Annotated in this window: 19 protein-coding genes; 15 read left to right on the top strand and 4 right to left on the bottom strand. The window is 59.5% G+C overall.

Translation table 11 applies throughout. The features are described 5' to 3' along the window. Window positions 1-117: 117 nt before the first annotated feature. Window positions 118-876: an SDR family NAD(P)-dependent oxidoreductase gene (locus GSQ93_RS23925; protein ID WP_158938111.1), complete on the bottom strand. Its 759-nt coding sequence runs from the start codon at window positions 874-876 to the stop codon at window positions 118-120. 63 nt (window positions 877-939) lie between these two features. After that, window positions 940-1,689 carry an SDR family oxidoreductase gene (locus tag GSQ93_RS23930; protein WP_158938112.1) on the bottom strand — a complete coding sequence of 250 codons (750 nt, stop codon included), beginning with the start codon at window positions 1,687-1,689 and terminating at the stop codon, window positions 940-942. A 103-nt stretch (window positions 1,690-1,792) separates the two neighbouring features. On the opposite strand from GSQ93_RS23930, the gene GSQ93_RS23935 reads away from it, so the two are divergent. Continuing rightward, entirely contained in the window at window positions 1,793-2,710 is a 918-nt protein-coding gene (locus tag GSQ93_RS23935; protein ID WP_158938113.1) for an AraC family transcriptional regulator, read from the top strand. Window positions 2,711-2,891: 181 nt separating this feature from the next. Here GSQ93_RS23935 and GSQ93_RS23940 read toward each other — a convergent pair whose 3' ends face one another. Beyond that, window positions 2,892-3,947 (bottom strand): sensor domain-containing diguanylate cyclase, encoded by a 1,056-nt coding sequence (locus tag GSQ93_RS23940; protein ID WP_158938114.1) that lies wholly within the window; start codon window positions 3,945-3,947, stop codon window positions 2,892-2,894. A 546-nt stretch (window positions 3,948-4,493) separates the two neighbouring features. Continuing rightward, window positions 4,494-6,227 carry a hypothetical protein gene (locus GSQ93_RS37825; protein WP_216857662.1) on the bottom strand — a complete coding sequence of 578 codons (1,734 nt, stop codon included), beginning with the start codon at window positions 6,225-6,227 and terminating at the stop codon, window positions 4,494-4,496. A 593-nt stretch (window positions 6,228-6,820) separates the two neighbouring features. Here GSQ93_RS37825 and GSQ93_RS23950 point away from each other — a divergent pair. The 14 genes from GSQ93_RS23950 (at window position 6,821) to GSQ93_RS24015 (ending at window position 21,066) form a co-directional block, all read left to right on the top strand. Continuing rightward, window positions 6,821-7,276, top strand: coding sequence for a Fur family transcriptional regulator (locus GSQ93_RS23950; protein WP_158938115.1), 456 nt, complete (start codon window positions 6,821-6,823; stop codon window positions 7,274-7,276). Window positions 7,277-7,556: 280 nt separating this feature from the next. Next, window positions 7,557-9,728, top strand: a complete 2,172-nt coding sequence (locus GSQ93_RS23955) for a TonB-dependent receptor (protein ID WP_158938116.1) — start codon at window positions 7,557-7,559, stop codon at window positions 9,726-9,728. A 15-nt stretch (window positions 9,729-9,743) separates the two neighbouring features. Further along, window positions 9,744-10,439 carry a MotA/TolQ/ExbB proton channel family protein gene (locus tag GSQ93_RS23960; protein WP_158938117.1) on the top strand — a complete coding sequence of 232 codons (696 nt, stop codon included), beginning with the start codon at window positions 9,744-9,746 and terminating at the stop codon, window positions 10,437-10,439. 2 nt (window positions 10,440-10,441) lie between these two features. Further along, window positions 10,442-10,840 carry a biopolymer transporter ExbD gene (locus GSQ93_RS23965; protein ID WP_158938118.1) on the top strand — a complete coding sequence of 133 codons (399 nt, stop codon included), beginning with the start codon at window positions 10,442-10,444 and terminating at the stop codon, window positions 10,838-10,840. Window position 10,841: 1 nt separating this feature from the next. Beyond that, complete coding sequence (locus GSQ93_RS38550; RefSeq protein WP_158938119.1) at window positions 10,842-11,552, top strand: TonB family protein; 711 nt, start codon at window positions 10,842-10,844, stop codon at window positions 11,550-11,552. Then, window positions 11,549-13,108, top strand: coding sequence for an alkaline phosphatase family protein (locus GSQ93_RS23975; RefSeq protein WP_158938120.1), 1,560 nt, complete (start codon window positions 11,549-11,551; stop codon window positions 13,106-13,108). The genes GSQ93_RS38550 and GSQ93_RS23975 overlap by 4 nt, the downstream gene beginning before the upstream one ends. Next, window positions 13,098-13,820 (top strand): response regulator transcription factor, encoded by a 723-nt coding sequence (locus GSQ93_RS23980; protein WP_254074020.1) that lies wholly within the window; start codon window positions 13,098-13,100, stop codon window positions 13,818-13,820. Before GSQ93_RS23975 ends, GSQ93_RS23980 begins: the two co-directional genes overlap by 11 nt. Next, entirely contained in the window at window positions 13,789-15,195 is a 1,407-nt protein-coding gene (locus tag GSQ93_RS23985; protein ID WP_158938122.1) for an ATP-binding protein, read from the top strand. The genes GSQ93_RS23980 and GSQ93_RS23985 overlap by 32 nt, the downstream gene beginning before the upstream one ends. A gap of 322 nt (window positions 15,196-15,517) precedes the next feature. Then, window positions 15,518-16,258 carry an FCD domain-containing protein gene (locus tag GSQ93_RS23990; protein ID WP_158938123.1) on the top strand — a complete coding sequence of 247 codons (741 nt, stop codon included), beginning with the start codon at window positions 15,518-15,520 and terminating at the stop codon, window positions 16,256-16,258. A gap of 203 nt (window positions 16,259-16,461) precedes the next feature. Continuing rightward, entirely contained in the window at window positions 16,462-17,397 is a 936-nt protein-coding gene (locus tag GSQ93_RS23995; protein WP_254074021.1) for an ABC transporter substrate-binding protein, read from the top strand. 41 nt (window positions 17,398-17,438) lie between these two features. Next, window positions 17,439-18,449, top strand: coding sequence for a tripartite tricarboxylate transporter substrate binding protein (locus GSQ93_RS24000; RefSeq protein WP_158938125.1), 1,011 nt, complete (start codon window positions 17,439-17,441; stop codon window positions 18,447-18,449). A gap of 77 nt (window positions 18,450-18,526) precedes the next feature. Further along, window positions 18,527-18,907: a VOC family protein gene (locus GSQ93_RS24005; protein ID WP_158938126.1), complete on the top strand. Its 381-nt coding sequence runs from the start codon at window positions 18,527-18,529 to the stop codon at window positions 18,905-18,907. An 84-nt stretch (window positions 18,908-18,991) separates the two neighbouring features. After that, on the top strand, window positions 18,992-19,495 hold the full coding sequence (locus GSQ93_RS24010; protein ID WP_158938127.1) for a tripartite tricarboxylate transporter TctB family protein: 504 nt from the start codon (window positions 18,992-18,994) through the stop codon (window positions 19,493-19,495). A 14-nt stretch (window positions 19,496-19,509) separates the two neighbouring features. Next, the gene (locus tag GSQ93_RS24015) at window positions 19,510-21,066 is read left to right on the top strand and encodes a tripartite tricarboxylate transporter permease (RefSeq protein ID WP_158938128.1); all 1,557 of its coding nucleotides are present in this window, start codon (window positions 19,510-19,512) and stop codon (window positions 21,064-21,066) included. The last annotated feature ends 367 nt before the right edge of the window (window positions 21,067-21,433 follow it).

Genomic DNA, 21,433 nt, shown 5'->3' on the forward strand with positions numbered 1-21,433 from the left:
GCCACCGGCGCGGATTCTCGCAGGCATCTTCCCGCTGCGAGCATTGCCTGCTAGTTCGCAATAGACGAGTGCTTAGTAATACTGGCTATCGGAGTTCTATGGACCGCATGAGACACGTCACCAAGGAATGGTCTCGTTTTCCCAACGCGTGAACGTACCCGTTGGACCGTCCGCATCCAGCAGCGCCACTCGCACGACCTCGCGCGAACCATCCTCCAGAGACTCCGTGCCCGCATAGCCGTTGAGATTCGTTTTTGTGAACGCTGGCGAAACCAGGTTCACCTTGATGCCCGTCGATTCCAACTCGATCATCATGGCCAGGGTTATGGCATTGAGAGCCGTCTTGGACGCTGGATAGACCGGGCCGAAGATCGATCGGTACGGAAACGCCGGATCCGCGTTCAGTGCCAGTGAGCCGACACCGCTGGACACATTGACAATGCGTGCGTCCGAAGACTGGCGTAGGAGCGGGAGCATCGCCTGATAGACGGCAATCACACCAAATACGTTGGTGTCCCACACCGCGCGCATTTCGTCCAGAGACACGGTGCTTGGGCGTGTCGTCTTCGCGTATTCTTCGACGGACTGACCCGGCTGTTTTCTTGTATTCGATATTGCTGCGTTCTGAACCAGCAGGTCGAGGCGGCCAAACTCCTTTTGGATATTGTCAGCCGCAGCGTCGATCGAACCCTGATCTGTTACGTCGAGTTGAAGAGGGCGTGCGAGCGATCCTAATTCTTTGGCGGCGGCCTCGCCGCGCTCCAGGTTTCGAGAGCCCAGCAATACCGTCACGCCGCTTGCTACGAGTTCCTTTGCGACTTGAAATCCAACTCCCTGGTTTGCCCCAGTGACTAGCGCAATGCGTTTCTCGTGCATATCAATCTCCTGGCAAAAATGTAATGCAGCGTTTGGAACGATCTTCGAATGATCGTTGCTTACTTAGGATGCCTCAGCTGCCCATGCCTCGGCATCAGCGCCTGCCGGAATGCGCATGGGCGATGACGGGTCCGTCGCCGCACGCCATACAGCTTCCGCGACCTCTTGTGCGTGGGTGATGGGCGTGGACGTATCCTGCAGATGCGCGAGGACCGTCTTGACGAGATCCGCATAGGCCTCGTGATCGAAGCCGTGCATGTGCGCCCGTGCGTTATCGCCGAACCGGGTATCGGGCGCACGGCCTGGCAGCACTAGGCGAACGCGCACGCCGAACGGCTCGACTTCAAGCGCCACGGATTCGGTGTACGCGTTCACGGCAGCCTTGCTTGCGCGATACGCGGCGATCAGCGGCAGCGCCCTCAACGTCACGCTCGACGTGACGTTCACCACGACGCCTGCTTTGCGCTGCCGGAACTGGGGCAATACCGCCTGCGTCAATGCAATCGTGCCAAAGGTGTTGGTTTCAAAAATCTCGCGCACCGTCGAAAGCGGGGTGATCTCGGCCGGTGATGCCGCGCCAAAGCCCGCGTTGTTGACGAGCACATCGATAGGGCCAGCGGCCTCAAGGGCCTGGCTGATGCTGTGTAGATCGGTTACGTCGAGCGCTAACACGCGCAGACGCTCCGAGTGCGGCAGCACGTCGGCACGCGGAGTGCGCATGGTGGCAACGACCTGCCAGTCGCGAGCCAGAAAATAGCGAGCGATCTCGAGGCCGAATCCGGAGGAACAGCCGGTGATCAATACGGTTTTCATGGGAACTCCTGTTTGGGGTGGTTTGCAGATGCCCCAAAGATAGACCGCTTGAACCGTACTAGCTACAATCTAAAATCCGAAATTCATTTGCAGGAGTCCGGCAATGATTGATCCCTTAGCCGAAGTCGTGATGTTGCTGCAGCCTAGCGCCCGGTTTTCCAAACTGGTTTTCGGCGCGGGCTCGTGGCGCGTCAGCCGCTCAGATGCCGGTCAGCCGTTCTATTGCGCCGTCCTCGAGGGCGGATGCCGGCTTGCAATCGACGCACGAGAACCCATCGAGCTCGTCTCAGGTGATTTCGTGCTGATTCCGGCGGCCTACGGCGTCGCGATGTCGAGCCTCGTGCCACCTTCAACAGACGTCGAGACGCAAGCGCCTGTTGCGCTAGGCAACAATGAATTCAGGATCGGAGAACCGGACACTCCGATCGATGCGCGAATGATGGTCGGGCACTGCAGCTTTGGTTCTCCTGATGCGGCGCTGCTGGTGTCATTGCTGCCGCAACTCGTGCACGTTCGCGGCCAACAGCGGCTGGCTACGCTCGTCCAGCTGGTGCGCGACGAATCACGCGAACAGCGGCCTGCCCGCGAGGTCGTGCTGTCACGCTTGCTGGAAGTGCTGCTGATCGAGGCGCTTCGGTCCACCGCCGAAACGGACACGTCGCCGGGTCTGATGCGCGGGCTTGCCGACAGTCGGCTCGCAGCCGCGATCCGCAGGATGCACGAACGTCCGACGCACACATGGACGGTTGCCGAACTCGCGAAAGAGGCCGCGCTGTCGCGCTCGACTTTCTTCGAGCGCTTTAACCGCGCGGTAGGCGTTGCGCCGATGGAGTATTTGCTCAGCTGGCGCATGGCGCTTGCCAAGGACCTGCTGCGTCGCAATGGAGCGCGTATCGCCGAGATTGCCCAGCGTGTCGGCTATAGCTCAGCCAGCACGTTCAGCGTCGCTTTTACACGGCACGTTGGGCGGCCGCCCTCGCAATATGCACGTGAGGAAGAAGTGGCCGCCAGCAACGTTTAGGAGATTCAGGTGCCCCCTCGATAAAACTGAAAGCTATCGCGGAATGCATCGTTAAATTTCGGCATTCAGTTAGGTAAGCTGATGGAAGATTGCGGCGTCATTCGTCATTCGTCACGACTACGATCACGATCACGACGCGGATTCCGGGCAGGGCAGCCCGGCAGTTGAGGCGCGACCGGCGTCACCGCGAGTGCGACTTGAACGCCTCACCGCCGATACCCGCGTGGTCGACCGCGGCGATGCGGTTGCGGCCATTGTCTTTCGCCTGATACAACTGGGCATCGACGAGATTGATGAACGCCGTTGCATCCATTCGTTCGGTTGGCACGATCGTGCCAACCCCAAAGCTTGCTGTCACGCATTGGTTATGCGGTGAGCGGACATGCGCAATGGCTTCTTCCGATATCAGCGTGCGGCAGCGTTCGGCGATTCGGACGGCGTTTTCAGCAGGCGTGTTGGCGAGGACCAGAATGAACTCCTCGCCGCCGAAACGCGCAAGAAAGCTGCCCGGCCCTGCGGCTTCGCCCAGCACGCGGGCGACGCGTTTCAGGCACGTGTCGCCTTGCAGATGGCCATAGTAGTCGTTGTAAGACTTGAAGAAATCTATATCGACCATGATCAACGAAAGTGGCGTGCCCGCAGCTTTCGCTGCGGCCCATTCGCGTGCCATCACGCCGTCGAACATGCGGCGGTTACCGGCGTCGGTGAGGCTATCGTGGAATGACAGTCTTTCTAGTTCCTTTTGCAACTCCGCGAGCCTTTCTTCAGTGCGTTTGCGTTCACTGATATCGAACATGAATCCGACCAGTGAGTCGACTTCGCCGTCGGCGTTGCGCACCACGTGCACGACATCGCGCAGCCACACGTAATTGCCATCGCGTGTGAGCGCGCGATAATCGGCTTCGTGGTCGGTGCCGGCCTTGGACTGCGCGACGCAGAAGTCGACAACCGATGCGCGGTCATCCGGATGCATACGCTCGGCCCAGTCGTTGACATCCTTCCAGCTCGACGGCGGCCAGCCTAGCAGCGCTTCGATCTGCGGGCCGATGTACGCAAATTGCATCGTCGCCCAGTCGATTTTCCAGGGGATCGCTTTGGTGGATTCGAGCAATGTCCGGTAAACGGCACTGTCGTCGTCGCCGAAAATTCGGGCGGGCGCGGCGGGGGTTTCGACGTGTGGCAGGAAGGCGGCCTTCGGGTTGCCTGGGGCGCTGTCCGGATTGTCTTGGCTAGTCATAGGGCGGCGGTTTCTATTTTTTGCTTCACGGTTGCGGGAATTGCCTGACGCTTTCGTCAGCAGCGTACACGTGTTTGTTGACAAGGTAAGCCTGCGTCGTCTCAGCGCGACTTGAAGAATGTACACCCTCTATTATATTGAGCACACGCCTGAGAAAGCGCTTGGCGTCGCATTCTATCGCGCCGTTTTTAACCGGTTTGTCGAGTGCGCCATACCCGTCGCCAGCCCGCCACAATTCACGGTGCACCTGACGGGCGTATTGAACATCGCGTCGAGATGCCTCTAATCACTGCAATAGGTCGAGATGGAATAGACACCGCCCCCGGACGGAGGGCGGTGTCTATTCCAACGCGTACTTACCACTCCTCTCAGGCGCTCGTGTCTCGTCAGAACGAACGCTATGCGCGTGACAGCTAAGGAGTGCGCTTACAGCGGTGCTAGTACGCAAGGCTAACAGTTGCGGATAACTATCTCGGTCACCCAAGCATGAATCAACCCCAGCGCGGTCGGAACCGCGCTGGGGTTGTGGTCATTCAAGCACTGTTGTTACTGGTTGTTGATATTGTTCGGCGCCTTAGGCAATGCTTTGCTCGAAGTCAGCATCACGTTGCCGATCTGCCGGTAGTTCAAGAGGTTAGTGTTGGGCGACTGCACTCCGTAACCCGCAAATGTCATGCTCAGGTGCGTTGCGTCTATCTGCGTCGCAGTCGGAGCATACAGGCGCTGTGCAAACCATGTCTGCGTCGGGATGATTGGCGCATTCGCGGGAACTGTGACCGTCGCCTTCGAACCGCCCTGGTTGGTCGTCGTGATCGAATTTATCGAAGCGATCGGGCTATTGATGTCGTTGTAGACCGTCCACGTCTTCAGGTCGTTCGATTCCGCATAGCCAATGTAATGAAACGCGTCCGAGTCGCCGTCAAGGCAGTTGCCACCCGAGAAGTACAGACCCCAACGGCTGCCGTCGCCGTTGATGTCGATCAGCGTGCCACGAGGGCTAATCCAGCGAGTCCCGTTGTAGTCGACCGTGGTCGGATCGTTCAGGCCAGCAACTACGCCTGCATCCGTGAAGTTGACGCCGTCGGTCGTGGTGGCGAGCCGCACGTTGGATATGTCGTGGTTTGTGTTGCCGCTGAAGGGCGCTCGCGTGCATTGGCTCGCAACCGGCATGGCCGTCGAGCCCGTGTTGTCGCCGTTCAGGATCTTCTGAACATACATCACAGTGGTTGGCTTGGTCGGATCGGTGTTGGGCACCACCGCCATGATGCCGTCCGGGTTCAGCAGGCCCGTGGTCTGTTGAACTTTGAACGGCGTGGCCGTGCCGGGGGTATTGGTAGTCGCGGTGGCAATCGACGCGATGTCCGCGGCGCCGACAGTCGAGGCGTTGGTGTTCCAGATCGGGAACTTGTTGCTGGCGAATGGCAGGGAAATCACGTTCAGCGGCGCCACGTCGACCTTTGCCGGATCGCGGTTGAGCGTGTAAAGCATCTGGCCCGTCGCGGCTGCCGTGCCCGGCAACTGCAGGATCGAAGCGTGTCCCCAGCCGTTATCCGCCGTGGTCGCGCTGTTGGTGCCGGTCACCGCTGAAGGACAGAGCGTAGGGTTTAGCTCAAGCACGTTCTGCATGAAAAACCAGGTCTTGCCGTTGTCGTCCGATTCTGCCGCCACCACGGATTCGTCGAGATCCTTCGGACGCCAGTCGAACAGCCCGATGATCGGCGCTGTGGTGCCGGTGGTGTTCGTGTTCGGTACGGTGGTGAGATTGCTGCTATAGACCAACGGGAAGTAGAACGGCGCCATGTTGACCATTGGATCGGTCGGCGGAATGACGAACTTCGAGCCCGTGGCGTAGCTCTTGTGGACTGCCGGTGCGACCGAGAAATCGCAGAAGCCGGCGGCAGGGTCCGGCACGGTGCCCGTCGTGACGAATGGGTTGGCGACGTTCTGCGTGTTCTTCGGATCGAGCGCGAGATCCGCGAGGGTGAACGGCGTTGCGCCCGCACCCTTGCCAATTGAGGTGCCGACATTGATCTGTGCAGCTGTGGGCTGTACGCCGCTGTCGAGTGACCACTTCACGCTTGCGGCGACAACTGGCGCTGACGCTCCGCCGGGCGCGGATGCGCCGCCTGGAGCGGAAGCGCCCCCGGGCGCCGATGCACCCGCGGGCGCCGATGCGCCGTTCGGGCTTGAATTATTGTTGCTATTGCCGCCGCCGCAGGCTGCGAGCAGCGCGCTCGCGAGCGTAAGCGTGGACAACGTAACTAGTGAAAGTACCTTCATGTTTCCCCCGGTCTCCTGGATTGACAAACGAATTGACCAAATACGAGTCGATACTTGCGAGTCCTCGTGGCGAGGACTCGCGGACATCTGGAACGCTTGGGACCCTGTCGGCGCAGGGATCGGTGAGGCCTCGACCGCGACGAGCAGTGGAGGGCCGTCATGCAGACCCCGATGCTCGGCCGACCCCACAGAAAAGTGACCGGATTGTGCAGAGGGTGCGTGTCATCAAGAAGTGCTGTTTCTTACGTTCATAAATTTTGAGGACCGGAGCTGGCTTAAGCATTCCTTAAGCTAACTTGGCATAGCCTGTTGGGGCCGAGATCTGCCGCGCGAAGGGTCTCCTGTGCCCGTCTGATCCGCTCCTTCGTCACTCGCATGGCTAGGTCGTTGGCGTAACTACAACGAATAATTAATTCGCAATCCAAACTGTATATTTTTCATTTACTTACGTCCTGCCGGCTATCGGTCGTCACCAAGATGCTAGTTGTTCTGCCCCACTCAATGCCAATTCAAATAAACGCCGAGTCGTACAAGCGAAAGCGATCCATCCATCGGGCCTTTTGCCGGGCCGGTGGTGAGATGGGAATTTAGAAATGCCTTTCGACGTCGCCGAGGAACTACGAAGCGTAGGATTGCGGGCGACCGTGCCGAGAATGAAAGTGCTGTCGTTTTTCCGCGATGAACAGCAAAGGCATTTCACTGCCGACGATGTGTGCCGGCATGTCGCCGACGAGAAGCTCCACATCAGCTTCGGGAGCATCTATCGTGTGCTCCAGCAGTTTGTTGATGCAAAGATACTGCGCAGCGGCACGTTGCACTCGACCAAGATCGTGTACGAGTTGAACAACGGCCCGGACCATGACCACGCCATTTGCATGAGCTGCGGGAAGATTGAGGAATTTCACGATTCCGTATTCGACGCGAGGCAAAAGGAAATCGGCGAAAGCGTGGGCTTTTCAATCGTGGGACGGCAATTGGTGCTGCACGGGTATTGCCACAATTGCCGCACGATGGCGCCGAAGTCCACGGATGAATCGGACAAGGGGTAGAGCATTCAACGCCCAGGCTCCCGGCCTTCAAGGCTTCGTGGCAACCGGCGTGTGTTTTCAACCAGATGCGTCTGGTTAATGGCTCGATTGTCCGGTAGTCCGTAGGGAAATTCCGCATGAAATTTCGAAGCAAAACTACTCGTGCGACGGAACGTTATGCATTCGTAATGCAACGCTTAAGTTCGTAAGATGGGCATCACCACCGGTTAATGTGCTGTCTCTAAGATGCGCCTTGTCAACTTCCATTCAGACGGAAATCTAAAACAAGGACGCGTCAAAAATGCAACGGGTACGTTCACGGTTTCGCCAGAAACCACTCGCGCATATCGTTCTCGCATCGCTCTGCGCAACGGCTGCCCAAGTTTCTCATGCGCAGGCTTCAGGCGATCTTGGTGCGGTGCAAAGCACCGCGACGTCCAACTCGTCCGGCGGCGGTTCTGCGCCAGGCAACCCGCAGTCGGCGCCGGCACAGGCGCCCACGCAAGGCTCGCTGACAGCGGACGAACCGCAATCGATCATCAGCCGGCACTATATCCAGAACAGCACCGCACCCACGGCTAACTACAGCGATATCGTCCAGATCGCACCGAGCGTGAACAGCGTCAACCCGAACGGCGCGGGCTTGATGGAATCACAGAGCTTGTCGATTCGCGGTTTCCAGGACGGTCAGTTCAACGTGACATTCGACGGCATTCCGTTCGGCGATTCCAACGACTTCACGCACCATTCCACATCGTTTTTTACGTCGCAGAATATTGGCGGCATCAACGTCGACCGCGGCCCGGGTGACGCATCGCAGATCGGCTTCGCGACCTTCGGCGGCACGATTGCCGTCCAGTCACGCGAGCCGTCCATGACCCCGTTGGTGTCTCTCCTGGGATCATACGGCAGCTTCGACACGTGGCTCACAGGCGCGGAATTCAATACCGGCGACATGCAGCAGTGGGGCGACGCACGCGCCATGGTTGGCTACAGCCATACCAGCAGCGACGGTTATCTCACCAACGCCTCGCAACGCCGCGACAACATCTTTTTCAAGCTGGAGAAGCCGATCGGCGACGACACCCTCGTCACCGTGTACGCGAACTACAACCGCATCCACCAGAACGTACCGCTAGGTGCGACCGCGGCGCAGATTCATCAGTTCGGTCCGAATTTCGGACTGAGCAGCGATCCGACCAGTCAGTCCTATTCGGGCTACAACTTCGACCGGATCAACACGGACATGGAATACATCGATGTCCAGACCCGTATTGCCGAGTGGAAGATCGAGAACAAGCTCTATACCTACGGGTATTACCACGACGGGTTCAACGGAATGGACCCGAATGGCGAGACCCCGAACGGCACCAGCTTCGGCGCGAATGACGTGCCGGGCCAGCAGATGGCCAACAACTACCGCGCGTTCGGCGACATCGCAACAGCGGAGCGCAAGGTCGGTCCGGGTACGCTGCAATTTGGCGGGTGGCTTACGCATCAGTCGAACTTCCGGGACAACATGAACGTGGATGATTCACTGAATTTTGCGCTCCAGACGCTTAATTTCACGATGAACGACACCTTGCTCACGTTCGAACCCTACGTACAGTACGCGTGGGAGTTGCCCCTCGGATTGACGCTGACGCCGGGCCTCAAGTATGTGTCGTTCAATCGAAATATTGACGCGCCCGTGGACCAGGGCAGCGGCGTGCCGGTGAACTACAGCCACACCTGGACGAAGGTGCTTCCATCGGTAACGTTGCACGAGCAGATCAACTCGAACTGGAGCGCTTATGCGCAGTTCGCGCAGGGCTTTCTCGCGCCGAACCTGAACATTTTCTATGTCACGAATCCGTCGGGATCGAGCCAGCCCAGCCCGGAGCAGACCAATAACTATCAGATCGGCACGACTTATAAAAGCAAGCGGCTGACCGTATCCGCCGACCTGTATTACATCGACTTCCTCAATGCCATCACGAGCCAGACGGTGGGCGGTAACACCACGTTCTCGAACGCAGGCGGCGCGGTGTACAAGGGCTTTGAATCGGAAGCGACGTTCTACGCCGGACTTGGCTTCAGCCTGTACGGCAACCTGACGTTCAACTCAGCCAAGCAAAAAAGCACCGGCGACTGGATGCCGAATGCACCGCAAAGCACCGCGGCATTGGGCCTGCTTTACGAGCGCGGGCCGCTGAACGGATCGCTGATTACCAAGTTCGTGGGTCACCAGTTTGGTTCCACAGGCGACCAGCAACCTGTCGGCGGTTTCACGGTGACGAACTTCGCTACCTCCTACACGATCAAGAATCTGGCGCCGTGGCTGCACAACACGCGCATTGGCCTTGAAGTAGACAACATCTTTAACCGTACCAGCATCAACGCGCTTGCCGGGTTCACCGCTGCCGACAATACACCGCTGTACTGGACGATTCCGGGCCGCGCGATTATCGGCACCGTGTCGACTGACTTTTAAAAGGAGTTTGCCTGCATGACTTTCAACACGCTGCTGAACCTGGCCAACCATTCCGGAGGCGTTCTCTATGTCATCGCGGCGATGCTGTTTGTCGCGTTGACGATCATCATCGAACGCTCCTGGTTCCTGCACCGCGTCTCGGGCTGTGGGCACGCCGCGCTCCAGCAAATCGACCGTCTCGAGCAACTCGACACATCGACGCTTACCACGCTCGCCGATAAATATCGGGGCCTGCCGATCGGACGGCTCTTCTCGATGGCCGCACGCCTTCACGGCAAGCGGACGCGAGAAGAACTCGATGCGAGTTTCGAGGAAGTGATCATGCGTGAAGCGCCGCGTATCGACCGCTTACTGTGGGTGCTCGACACCATCGTCACGCTCGCGCCGCTACTTGGCCTGTTCGGCACGATCGTGGGAATGTTCAATGCATTCCAGGTGCTGTCGGACCCCGGCAACGCACCCACGCAAGTAACGGGCGGTGTGGCTGAAGCGTTGATCGCCACTGCGTCGGGGCTGTTTGTCGCGATGATCGGCCTCGTGTTTTTCAACGGACTGCACAACCGTGTGCGTGCAGTCGTGCATCAGCTTGAAACGTTGAAGGCGGCACTCGTCAACCGGCTGACGAGCGGATCGCACGAGCAAGCGAAGGAGCCGAGAGAGGGCGCCGCGCCGCGCGCGGTGATTGGGAAACTTGCCTCGCAAGGGGCCTGACAATGAACTACTTCGAAGCGAAAAAAGCCCGGATCGAGATCATCCCGATGATCGACATCATGTTCTTCCTGCTGGTGTTCTTCATCATGATTACGCTGCACATGATTCCGAACGCCGGCCTGAAGACCCAGTTGCCGTCGAGTGCGAGCGCCCTCGCTTTGCCGCCGCCCAAGGTGATGGTCACGTTGGCCACCGACGGCAGCCTGTCGGTCGACGGCCATGCGCTGAAGCCGGCCCAGTTGACCGCGATGTTGTCGGCGCGGCCGGATGCGTCGCATACGGTAGTGACGATCGCCGGATCGAAGGCGGCACAGATCCAGGACCTCGTCGCCGTGATGGATGCGTGCCGTGCAGCGGGTGTCTCGCAGATCGCGCTTGCTGCGCAACCCGCGGCGAAGTGATATGGCAACTCCTTCTGCCGCCGGCTTCGCGCCGGAACGACGACGTTTCTATCCGGCGGCAGCGCTCGCGTTGCTCGCCGAAGCGCTACTGCTGGGCGGCGGGTATCTGATGCTCGCGCACAAGCCGGCGCCACCGGTCGTGCCGCCTGTGACCATGCTGTCGATCGCGCCTGCGCCAGAACCTGCGTCCGTGCCCGCGCCTGCGCCGTTGCCGGTTCCCAAGCCTCAGCCCGTGGCCCGTCCGGTTACTCAGGTGCATCAAGTGACGCATGTTGCCCGGGCGCGTCCGGTGCCAGCGGCCCCGCCACCCACGCCGACCCCGATACCGGAGTCCGCAACGCCGTCTGCAACGCCCACGGACACGCGGCCAGCACCTGCGCTACCACCGCCTCCTGCGATGCCCGCAGCGGCACCTGCTGCGCCCAACCCGAGCTTCGAGAACGCCATGCGGGCGGCGATCCAGGCCGCGCTTCGCTATCCGGAGTCGGCACGCATGGCCGGCATGGCTGGCCGCACGCGAGTTGGCTTCCGGTATCTCGACGGCAGCGTATCGGACGTAACGCTCATCACATCGAGCGGGAGTGGATTGCTGGATCGCGCGGCCCTCGCGGCCGTGAGGGATGCGGCCTATCCGAAACCCGAACCCGCCCAGACGGGCAAATCCCTGGATGAACAGCTCTGGGTAACCTTCAATCTAAACGCCAACGAATGAAACAAATACTCTCCGTTATTGCAGCTTCGCTGAGCTTGTCCACGGCTGCGGCGACCGCGGCCACGCCCGCGCCGTCGCTGCCGCCTGACGCGCCCGTGCACCACGTCCTGCTGATCAGTGTCGATGGTCTGCACAGTGGTGATCTCGCGCATTTCGTGGATGCCCATCCGGACAGCACGCTTGCGAGTCTTCTGAAGCAGGGCGTCGATTACACCAACGCCCATACCGTTGCTCCCGCCGATTCGTTTCCTGGTTTGATGGCCTTGGTAACCGGCGGCACGCCGGCCGTGACCGGCGTCTATTACGACGATTCGTACGACCGGGCGCTGGCCGCGCCGGGCAGCGATTGCAGCCGGCTCGGCACACGCGTTCGCTACGACGAATCACTCGATCTGGCCGCTGCCGACGGGCATGACATTATCGATCCTGCCAAGCTGCCTCGCGACCCGTTGCACGGTTGCGTGCCGGTTTATCCCCACAGTTACCTGCGCGTCAACACGATCTTCGAAGCGGTGCATGCGGCCGGCGGTTATACCGCCTGGACTGACAAACATCCGACCTACGAACTGGTCCAGGGTCCTTCGGGGCGCGGTGTCGACGACCTGTTCCTCCCGGAGATTGGTGCGAACTACGAAGGCCTCAGCAACGTGGCAGCGAAGGAGATCACCGGTTCGCTTCCGCGGACCGAGGACTACGACGACATGAAGGGGCGGGTGATCGTCAATGAGATCGACGGCCTGACGCACGACGGAAAAAAACGTTCAGCTATACCTAACGTTTTTGGCCTGAACCTGCAGGCGGTCAATGTCGCGCAAAAAATTTATGGGTATAAGAACGCGGATGGCGATCTGACAGCAGGGCTGGATCGCGCGATCGGACATACCGACCAGTTGATCGGGCGCTTCGTGAGCGAGCTTGAACGGCAAGGCTTGCGTGACGATACCTTGATCATCGTGACGGCCAAGCACGGCAATGGCCCCATCGATACCAGCCTGCTCAACAAGATCGACGAGGGCCGGCTCCAAAGCGTGATCGACAAGGCCGCACCGGGTGCGCTCGCCCAGTTGACCCCGGATTACGGCGCGTTGATCTGGCTGAATGACACCTCGGCCACCCCTGCGGTGAGTGCTGCCTTGCGAGCGAATGCGAACGCGCTCGGTATCGCCGATGTCGTGAGCGGTGAGCGTCTGGCGCTGCGGTTTCCCTCGCCATCGCGAGACAACCGTACACCGGATATTGTTGTCGTGTCGCGCGAGGGTGTCATATTTACGCCACCTGGCGATGGCAAACTAGCCGAACATGGGGGATTCCATGACGACGACACGCGTGTTGCCCTGCTGGTGTCTAATCCTCATCTCGCCGCTCAAGGCCAGCAAGTGACCTATCCGGTGTCGACCACGCAGGTCGCGCCGACCATCCTCGCCGCGCTTGGCTTACCGGTGAATGCACTTCAGGCGGTGGCGCAAGAAGGCACGCCGGTGCTGCCGGACGGGCGCTGGAATCCGCTTCGGCAAGTGGCGCAGGCTCAACCTGGAACACAAACGCTTGGCAAGTGAACAGGGCATCGTCCGCTCGATCGGACGCAAGTACCGCATTCTGGTTGTCGAAGATGACCCGAGTGCGGCGCTGGAAGTCAGGGCAGCGCTCGAAGACTATGGTTTTGACGTCGAATGCGTGTCGTCCGGGCATGAAGGCTTGTTGCGCGCGATCGACGGCGAGTTCGACGTGGTCGTGCTCGACCGCATGCTGCCTGACATAGACGGCCTGTCGATTCTTTCGACGCTGCGCAATATCGGCAAGCGGACCCCGGTGCTGATCCTGAGCGCGCTCGCCGCAGTCGACGAGCGCGTGCGGGGCTTGCGTGCCGGAGGCGACGACTACGTCACCAAGCCATTCGACGGTCTCGAACTGACCGCGCGTCTTAACGTCCTGCTGCGCCGTCAATCGTCAGCGGGAGCACCCTCGACGCTGAGTGTCGGCGATCTGATACTCGACACCAGCATGCACCGGGCGCAACGCGCCGGCCAGACGCTCGACCTGAAGCCGCGTGAATACAGTTTGCTTGAATTCATGATGCGGCATGCCGGTCAGGTCGTCACTCGCACCCTCTTGTTCGAGTCGGTCTGGAACTACCACTTCAACGCGCAGACCAACGTGATCGACATGCATATCGGCCATCTGCGCCGGAAGGTCAGCCTCAACGGGCGCATGTCGGCAATGATCCATACGGTACGTAATGTCGGCTATATTCTTCAGGCTGCGGAGTAGGCGTGCCGGGCGCCTGCATCCGGGCAGCATTGGCTGGCTCCTGCTGGTATTCGTCAGTTCGGCAATAGCGCTGTTCGGATTGCTTTACTGGCTCACCAGCGGTTATCTGCTTCACCAGGTCGACGAGCGCCTGAACGGCGAGGTGGCGGAGTTTCAATCGCTCAGCCGCGATGAAGCCATCGCGACGATCAGTGCACTGAGCCGGCGCGACGTGGCGGACAGCCGCCCCTATGGCCTGTTCGACGAGAACGGCAAGCGGCTCGCGGGTAACGTCAATACTCTCCCGACGCAGAAAGACGGTAAGCCATTCGATTACGCGCAGGCGACCCGCGAGGGACTCGGTCGGGTGACAAGCCAGTATCGCGGCATCATCGTGCCGACAAAAAGCGGCCTGAGAATCGTCGTCGGGCATTCGATCGATGAGATTATCGTGTTCGACCGGACGCTGGTGACAACGCTTTGCACGGGCCTCGCGCTGACGATCCTGCTTGCGCTCGGCTGCGGCGCCGCGCTGAACAGGATGTCGAACCGGCGCATCCGCGCCATCAGCGAGACGAGCCGTGAAATCATGGCGGGACAACTGGACCGGCGCTTGCCGACGCGTCATACGAACCACGATCTTGATCGGCTTGCAGGGATCGTCAACACGATGCTCGACGAAATAGAGCGGCTCGTCAGCGAGGTCCGCGGTGTGTGCGCCGGCATCGCGCATGATCTGCGTACACCCATGACCAGTCTGCGCGGCGGCCTGGAACGGGCGCGCCGCCGCTCAACTACGGTCGTTGATTATGCCGACGCTATCGACGCGGCGATCGAGCAGTCGGACGTTGTGCTCAATCGATTTACGGCCCTGCTGAGGATTGCGGAAATCGAAGCCGACGGACGGCGCGCGAGCTTCGCTTCGATTTCACTCGATGTCGTACTGCGGGACGTCGTCGAACTTTATGAGCCGCTCGCCGAGTATCGCGGCTTGTCGATGAAGGTGCATGCGCCGGTACCTGTCGAGGTAACCGGCGACATCGACTTGCTGTTCGGGGCAATCGAGAACTTGCTCGACAACGCCCTGAAGTTCACGCCAAGGGGAGGGCAGATCACGCTCGACGTTTGGAACGACAATGGTTTTGCGGCGCTGCAGGTTAGCGATACTGGGCCGGGCATTGATGTAGGCGAGCGCAAAGCGGTACTTCGTCCGTTTTACCGGAGCGCGGGTGCGCAGGCGCATCTGACGGCAGGGCACGGTCTTGGCCTGAGTCTTGTTGCTGCGATCGCCCGGATGCACGGAGCCGATTTCGAAATTGGCGACAACCAGCCGGGGTGCAAGATGCTGCTGCTTTTTAGAGGACGTGGCCACGTTGGCGAGTTCAGGACGGACTAAAGGCGGTCGGCGTTATTCGGTCAGAACGGGTGGATCGCGAATGACCGTTCGCGCCACGCGAGCGAGTATTAGCGTAAGCCCCTAGCTGCCCGGCGTTGACAATTTAGCGCGTTGTGTCAAAATAAACTGTTGACAATTAACAGTTAGCAAAAAATCATCTCGTTTCCAACGCGGTTAACCGCGCGGAAGCGAACGTCTCGACACCGGACAAAAAAAGCGGTTTAACGCGGGCCGGACGTCGGCCTGTACGTGCGCGAACGTGGCCGTTATCAAAGGTTTATCAAGTGTTGACAGTTTGCAAAGTACAACCTAGTATCGAACCATGACTACCGATTACAGTACCTCGACCATTACCGTCGCCGAACTCCAGTCACACACCCTGACAGGAGTGGTGCAGAACGAGATCGAAAAAATGATCCTGCGGGGCGAGTTGGCTCCGGGGCAGCGCTTAAATGAAAAGCTCATTTCAGACAAGTTATCGGTCAGCCGTGGCCCGGTGCGGGAGGCATGCCGGGCGCTCGCAGAACTGGGGCTGGTCTATCTGATCCCGAACCGCGGCGTCTTCATCAAGCGGCTGACGAAAAGCGATGCGATCGAGGTTTACGATCTGCGCGCCGGGTTGATTGGTCTGTCCGCGTCACTGTTAGCACCTATCCTGACCTCGCAGGCCGCAGCGAAGCTCGATGCATTCGTCGACGAAATGGAAGATGCGGCAGAGAAGGGCGATTTCTCCCGCTTCGATCCGGTCAACCTCGCGTTCCATGACTTTATCGTGCGCTCGACTGAGAACACGCGGCTGATCAAGTTGTATGGGAGCCTCGTGAAGGAGTTTCATCTGTTTCGTGCGCATGGGTTGGTTCAACGCGGTTCCCTGTTGCAATCGAACCGAGAGCATCGCGAGATTGTCGTGGCGCTTAAGTCGAAAGATTCGAAGCTGAGCTATGAGGCAAGTTTCAGTCACGTCAGCCATGGCAAGGAACGCATGCTAACGGCGCTGGATGACCTGGCTAAAAACGTATCTTCGCCTGCGAAGCAGTCAGAGATGAGCGACCCCATCGTATAACTGGGCGGCGGGCAGAAGGAGTGATGGAATGTGGGAGGCCAATTTCGAATTGGTCGGCCCAATTATTATGGTCTACGAAATATATTGGATGTGCATGCCCGGAGATGCTGATTTGGGCGCCGCTATAAGACGCTGTCAACGAGGTTTTGCCAATCATGCTTGAGCTTTCGTTAGCATGCCAAATTACCGATCGGACCCGGGCATTGGTCGACGGTCGGGTGAGCGTCGGAGGATGTCGAATCAACTTTGTTCACGGTCCCGCGGAGGAGCTGTTTCAGCGAGCGTTTCGCCATGAGGAGTTTGACATTTCGGAGCTCTCGCTCGGCACGCATCTGCTCACCACGGCGCGTGGCCAGAGCCGCTATATCGGCGTGCCGGCTTTTGTGTCGCGCTCGTTTCGCCACTCGGCCATCTACGTGCGCGCCGATCACGGAATCGACTCGGCAGAAGCACTGCGCGGACGCAAGGTTGGCGTGCCGGATTTCCAGCAGACGGCAGGGGTGTGGGTGCGCGGGTTTCTCGACGACGAACACGGCGTGCGCACACGCGACGTGCACTGGTTCACGGGCGGTCTCGAGCAGGCGGGACGGCAAGTGCGCATGCCGCTCGACTTGCCGCCGGACATCAGCATCGTGCCGATTGATTCGGACGCGACGCTTTCAAAACTCCTCGATTCCGGTGATATCGACGCGATCATCGCGCCCAGGCCACCGTCCTGCTTTGGCCACAATCCGAATGTCCGGCGGCTGTTCCCGCAGTTCCGCGAAGCGGAGGAGGCCTATTTCACGAAGACGCGTTTGTTTCCGCTCATGCACATCATTGGCATCCGCCGTTCGCTGGTCGACAAGTACCCCTGGTTGCCGGTCAACGTCTTCGCGGCTTTCGTGAAAGCGAAGGAAACCGCCATGACCGAACTGACCATCACGGACACGCTGCGCATTACGCACCCGTGGATCAACGCGGAGGTGGACCGGGTCAAGTCGCTGATGGGCGATGACTACTGGCGCTATGGACTCAACGCCAACGTTCCCGAACTGGCCGCACTGCAGCGCTATGCGAGAACCGACGGGCTCATCGGTCAGGAGGTGCCGCTCGAGCAGCTCTTTGCTGCAACCACGTTCGATGGCTTCAATTTTTGAGCCGCGAGACGTCGATCAAAAAACAATCAGGAGACGATGTAATGGGCAAGACCGGTAGTACCCGTTTTAACCGGCACAGTGCGGCGCTGTTCTCATGCGTCATCTTTCTCGCCATCAACTCGATAGCTGCGCGCGCTGCTGACGCGTGGCAGCCTCATCGTCCCGTTGAGATCGTGGTGCCGAGCGCGCCCGGCGGAGGACTGGATCTCGTAGGACGCACGCTGCAAAGCGTTATCCAGCAGGACAAGCTCTCAAGCAAGCCCGTGACCGTCATCAACCGTCCGGGCGGCGGCGGTACCGTTGGCATTGCGTACATCAACTCGCATCCCGGGGACGGCCATTACGTCAGCGTGCAGGCGTTGCCGCTCATCACAAACCGCATCACCGGTATCAGCACAGTAGGTGTAGACGACGTGACGCCTTTGGCCGTGTTCGTGACCGAGCCGGTTGTCTTTTCTGTCGCTGCGTCAGGGCCGATCAAGACGGGCAAGGATCTTATCGCGATGCTGCAAAAGGATCCGTCGGCGGTCAGCATGGCGGTGTCCAGCTCTCCGGGCGGCCAGAGCCACGACGCTGCCGCCCTGGTGCTGAAGGCGTCAGGGCAGGACCCAAAGAAGCTGAAAATCGTGTTCTTCGATTCGGGCGGCGAGGCGATTACCTCGCTGATGGGCGGCCACGTAACCGCGAGCGCAACACCCGCGGGCGTCGTGCTTGGGCCGAGTCAGGCGGGCCGCATCAGGATGATCGGCATTCCTTCAGCTTCACGGCAGCAAGGTGATCTGGCCAATGTGCCAACCTGGAAAGAGCAGGGCGTGAATGTGGATTTCAGCACATGGCGGGTGCTCGTCGGGCCGAAGAACATGACCCCGGATGAGATCGCCTGGTGGGACAACGTACTGAAGAAAGCCACCTCATCCCCAGAATGGAGCGCAGCGGTCAAGCGCAACCTCTGGACTGCTGACTATAAGAACAGCGCTGACACAAAAGTTTTTTTGACTGGAGAGCAGAAGCGGCTGACTTCGCTTCTCACAGACCTCGGTCTCGCCAAGTAACCGCGCAACGGAATTATTCACCCGTATTCACACCCACTGACTTTTCCACCGTAGTAATCAACGACATGGAGAACCATATGTCACGCATCGTCCATCTCGCCGTCAAGGTCAACGACCTCGAAGAGGCAACGAAGTTTTATACGGAAGTATTCGGATTCACTGAAGTTAAAACGGGCCGCAATCGGGAGCACATCTCGCGGCATATGACTGACGGTCACATCGACTTCACGCTCATGCAATACGACAGCGAAGATTCTCATGAGGCCACGATTGCCGGAGAGGGGCCGCGCCTGCATCACTGGGGTGTGACTGTGGATGACCAGGAATTGGCGGCCGAGAAGATCAAGCAGTATGGCGGCACAATTCTCTCGGTCAAGGGTGAAGGGGCGCTCAAATTCCGGGCCCCGGACGGCACGATTGCCGAAGTCGTGAAGCCCGGACGCTACAACGAGAAATAGAGCGCGGAATAAAGCCGCGCCGGTGCCGGACCGGCGGCGCCCGTGCAATGGGCGCGCCGGAGCATGGAAACATCAGGAGGAGACATGAAAAGCTTAAAGGGTGACGCGCAGCTTGCCATAGGTGTGATCGTGCTCGCCGCCGTTTATCTGTACATGGACATGCGTCTGCCAGAAGTGCGCCTGAGCGACCCGCTCGGCCCCAAGGCATTTCCGGCGCTTGTCGGCGTTGGATTAATAGCGTCCGCATTGTTGCTGCTGTTTGAGCGGCGCCACAAGCTGCGGATCAATCCGCTCGCCGAGACGCCGACGGCGACTGATGAGCCTGGCACCAATCCGGGTAAAAGTATCAAGCACTCGCCGCTGGTTCTTGTTGGCATGGTGGTCTGGACGGCGCTCTACTACGTGTGCTTCGATCGCGTTGGCTATCTGATTGCTACGGTCCTCTTCCTGTTCGGCCTGCTGACGTATTTCAACCGAAACCGCCACAAAACAAATATTGCGGTTGCACTAGGTTTCACGCTTGTTTTCGACTTGCTGTTTTCCCTGGTGCTGGGCGTTCCCATGCCCGCCGGCCTGTTATCGATCTGACGCGGAGCGCCAAGATGGAAAGCCTTTACGGGATCCTGCATGGACTGGCTGTCGCCGTCCAGCCGACCCACCTACTCTACACGCTCATCGGTGTTTTTATAGGCACGATGATCAGCCACTTGCCGGGCATCGGTCCGTCGGCTGGGATTGCGCTGCTGATTCCAGTCACGTTCGGCATGGATCCAATCACCGCTTTGATGATGCTGACCGGCATCTACTACGGCTGTATGTACGGCGGCGCGGTGACGGCTATTCTCCTTAACACCCCCGGCGATGCGGCCGCCGTCATGACCGTACTCGACGGTTATCCGATGGCGCGCAAGGGTCGTGCTGCGGCTGCGCTCGCCATTGCAGGGGTGAGCTCGTTCATTGCAGGCATGATTGGTGTGACGTGCCTCTCGTTCGTCGCCGTCCCGCTTGCCGCGGTGGCGCTGCACTTCGGCCCAACCGAATACTTCGCGCTTATCTTCTTCGCGCTCTCAACTGTCGGCGCGCTCAATGGCAACTCGCTCGCGAAAGGCATGATGGCGGTTTTCATGGGGCTGGGACTCGCGACCATCGGCATCGACCTGCAAAGCGGTGTGCCGCGCTTCACCATGGGCCTTACCCAACTCCAGGACCGGGTGAGTTTTCTCGTGGTCGTCGTCGGGCTGTTCGCGATTGCCGAGGTGAGCCGGATGGTGGAAGGCACGCTCGGTGGGACGCTGCATTCGGTGAAGGTGGAAGGCAAGCTGTGGTTCACGAAAAAGGAATGGAAGCGCGCCCGTCCGGCAATCTTTCGCGGCACGGCGGTGGGCTTCCTCTGTGGCGCTGCACCCGGCTTGGGCGGCACATTGGCGGCGATGCTGTCGTACGTGCTTGAGAAGAAGATCTCCAAGCATCCTGAGGAATTCGGGCACGGCGCGGTGGAGGGTATCGCTGCCCCGGAAGCTGCGACCAATGCTGATACCTGCGGCGCCTTCGTCCATCTGCTTGCGCTTGGCGTGCCGGGTTCCGGGGCGACGGCCGTGATTATGGGCGCGTTCATCATGTATGGAATCCAGCCCGGGCCCATGCTGTTCCATACGCAGCCGGACCTTGTCTGGGGACTGATCGCGAGCATGTACATCGGCAATATCATGCTGCTGGTGTTAAACCTCCCGCTTGTGGGCATTCTCTCCAAGATTCTATATGTGCCTCCCGGTATCTTGCTGTGCCTGATCCTGGGCATTGCGTCGGCGGGTGTCTATTCGTTCAACAACGACGTCTTCGACCTGTACCTCGCGCTGGGCTTCGGCGTGGTCGGTTTCTTGTTTCGCAAGCTTGACGTGCCCAAAGCGCCGCTGCTGTTTGGGCTGATTCTCGGGCATACGCTCGAGCAGTCGTTCAGGCAGGCGCTGACAATCTCCAATGGCGATCCAACGGTCTTCGTCCGCAGCCCGATCGCGGCGGGCCTGCTATTGTGCGCGGCCATCATGATCGGGGCTTCGATCTGGAGCAAGCGTCGGCCGGTCAAGGACCTGCAACTGGCGGAAGCCCGCATTGCGGAGCAACGTCTGGCGGAACAACGACTTGCTGAACAGCGGCACTGATTCTGCCTGATTGAATTTGAGCGAACCATATGGGCACCGATTTCTCGCGCCGGAGCAGGCGCGTGAGAAATTCACCCGACTGATGATGGGAGCGAACGTTTATGGCAATCGACGCGATTAGTGATCCTGATTTTTTATGGATAGAGCCCCCGGCAGAAGCAGCGTCGCCCCAGTGGATCTCCGGACGACGCGACGGGCCACCATAACGTTTGCAAATACGGTGGCGGGTAGTTGTCAGGCGCGATATTGCGTTAGATGGGCCAGGAAAAGGGAGCAGCAGAGAGAACGATTGCAGAAGATCGAACCTGCATAGTAGGTCTACTAATAAAAATCAGATTGTAGAAACTGAAAAATACTGACGGAGATA

The sequence above is a fragment of the Burkholderia sp. S171 genome (assembly GCF_009766085.1).
Lineage (GTDB): Bacteria > Pseudomonadota > Gammaproteobacteria > Burkholderiales > Burkholderiaceae > Caballeronia.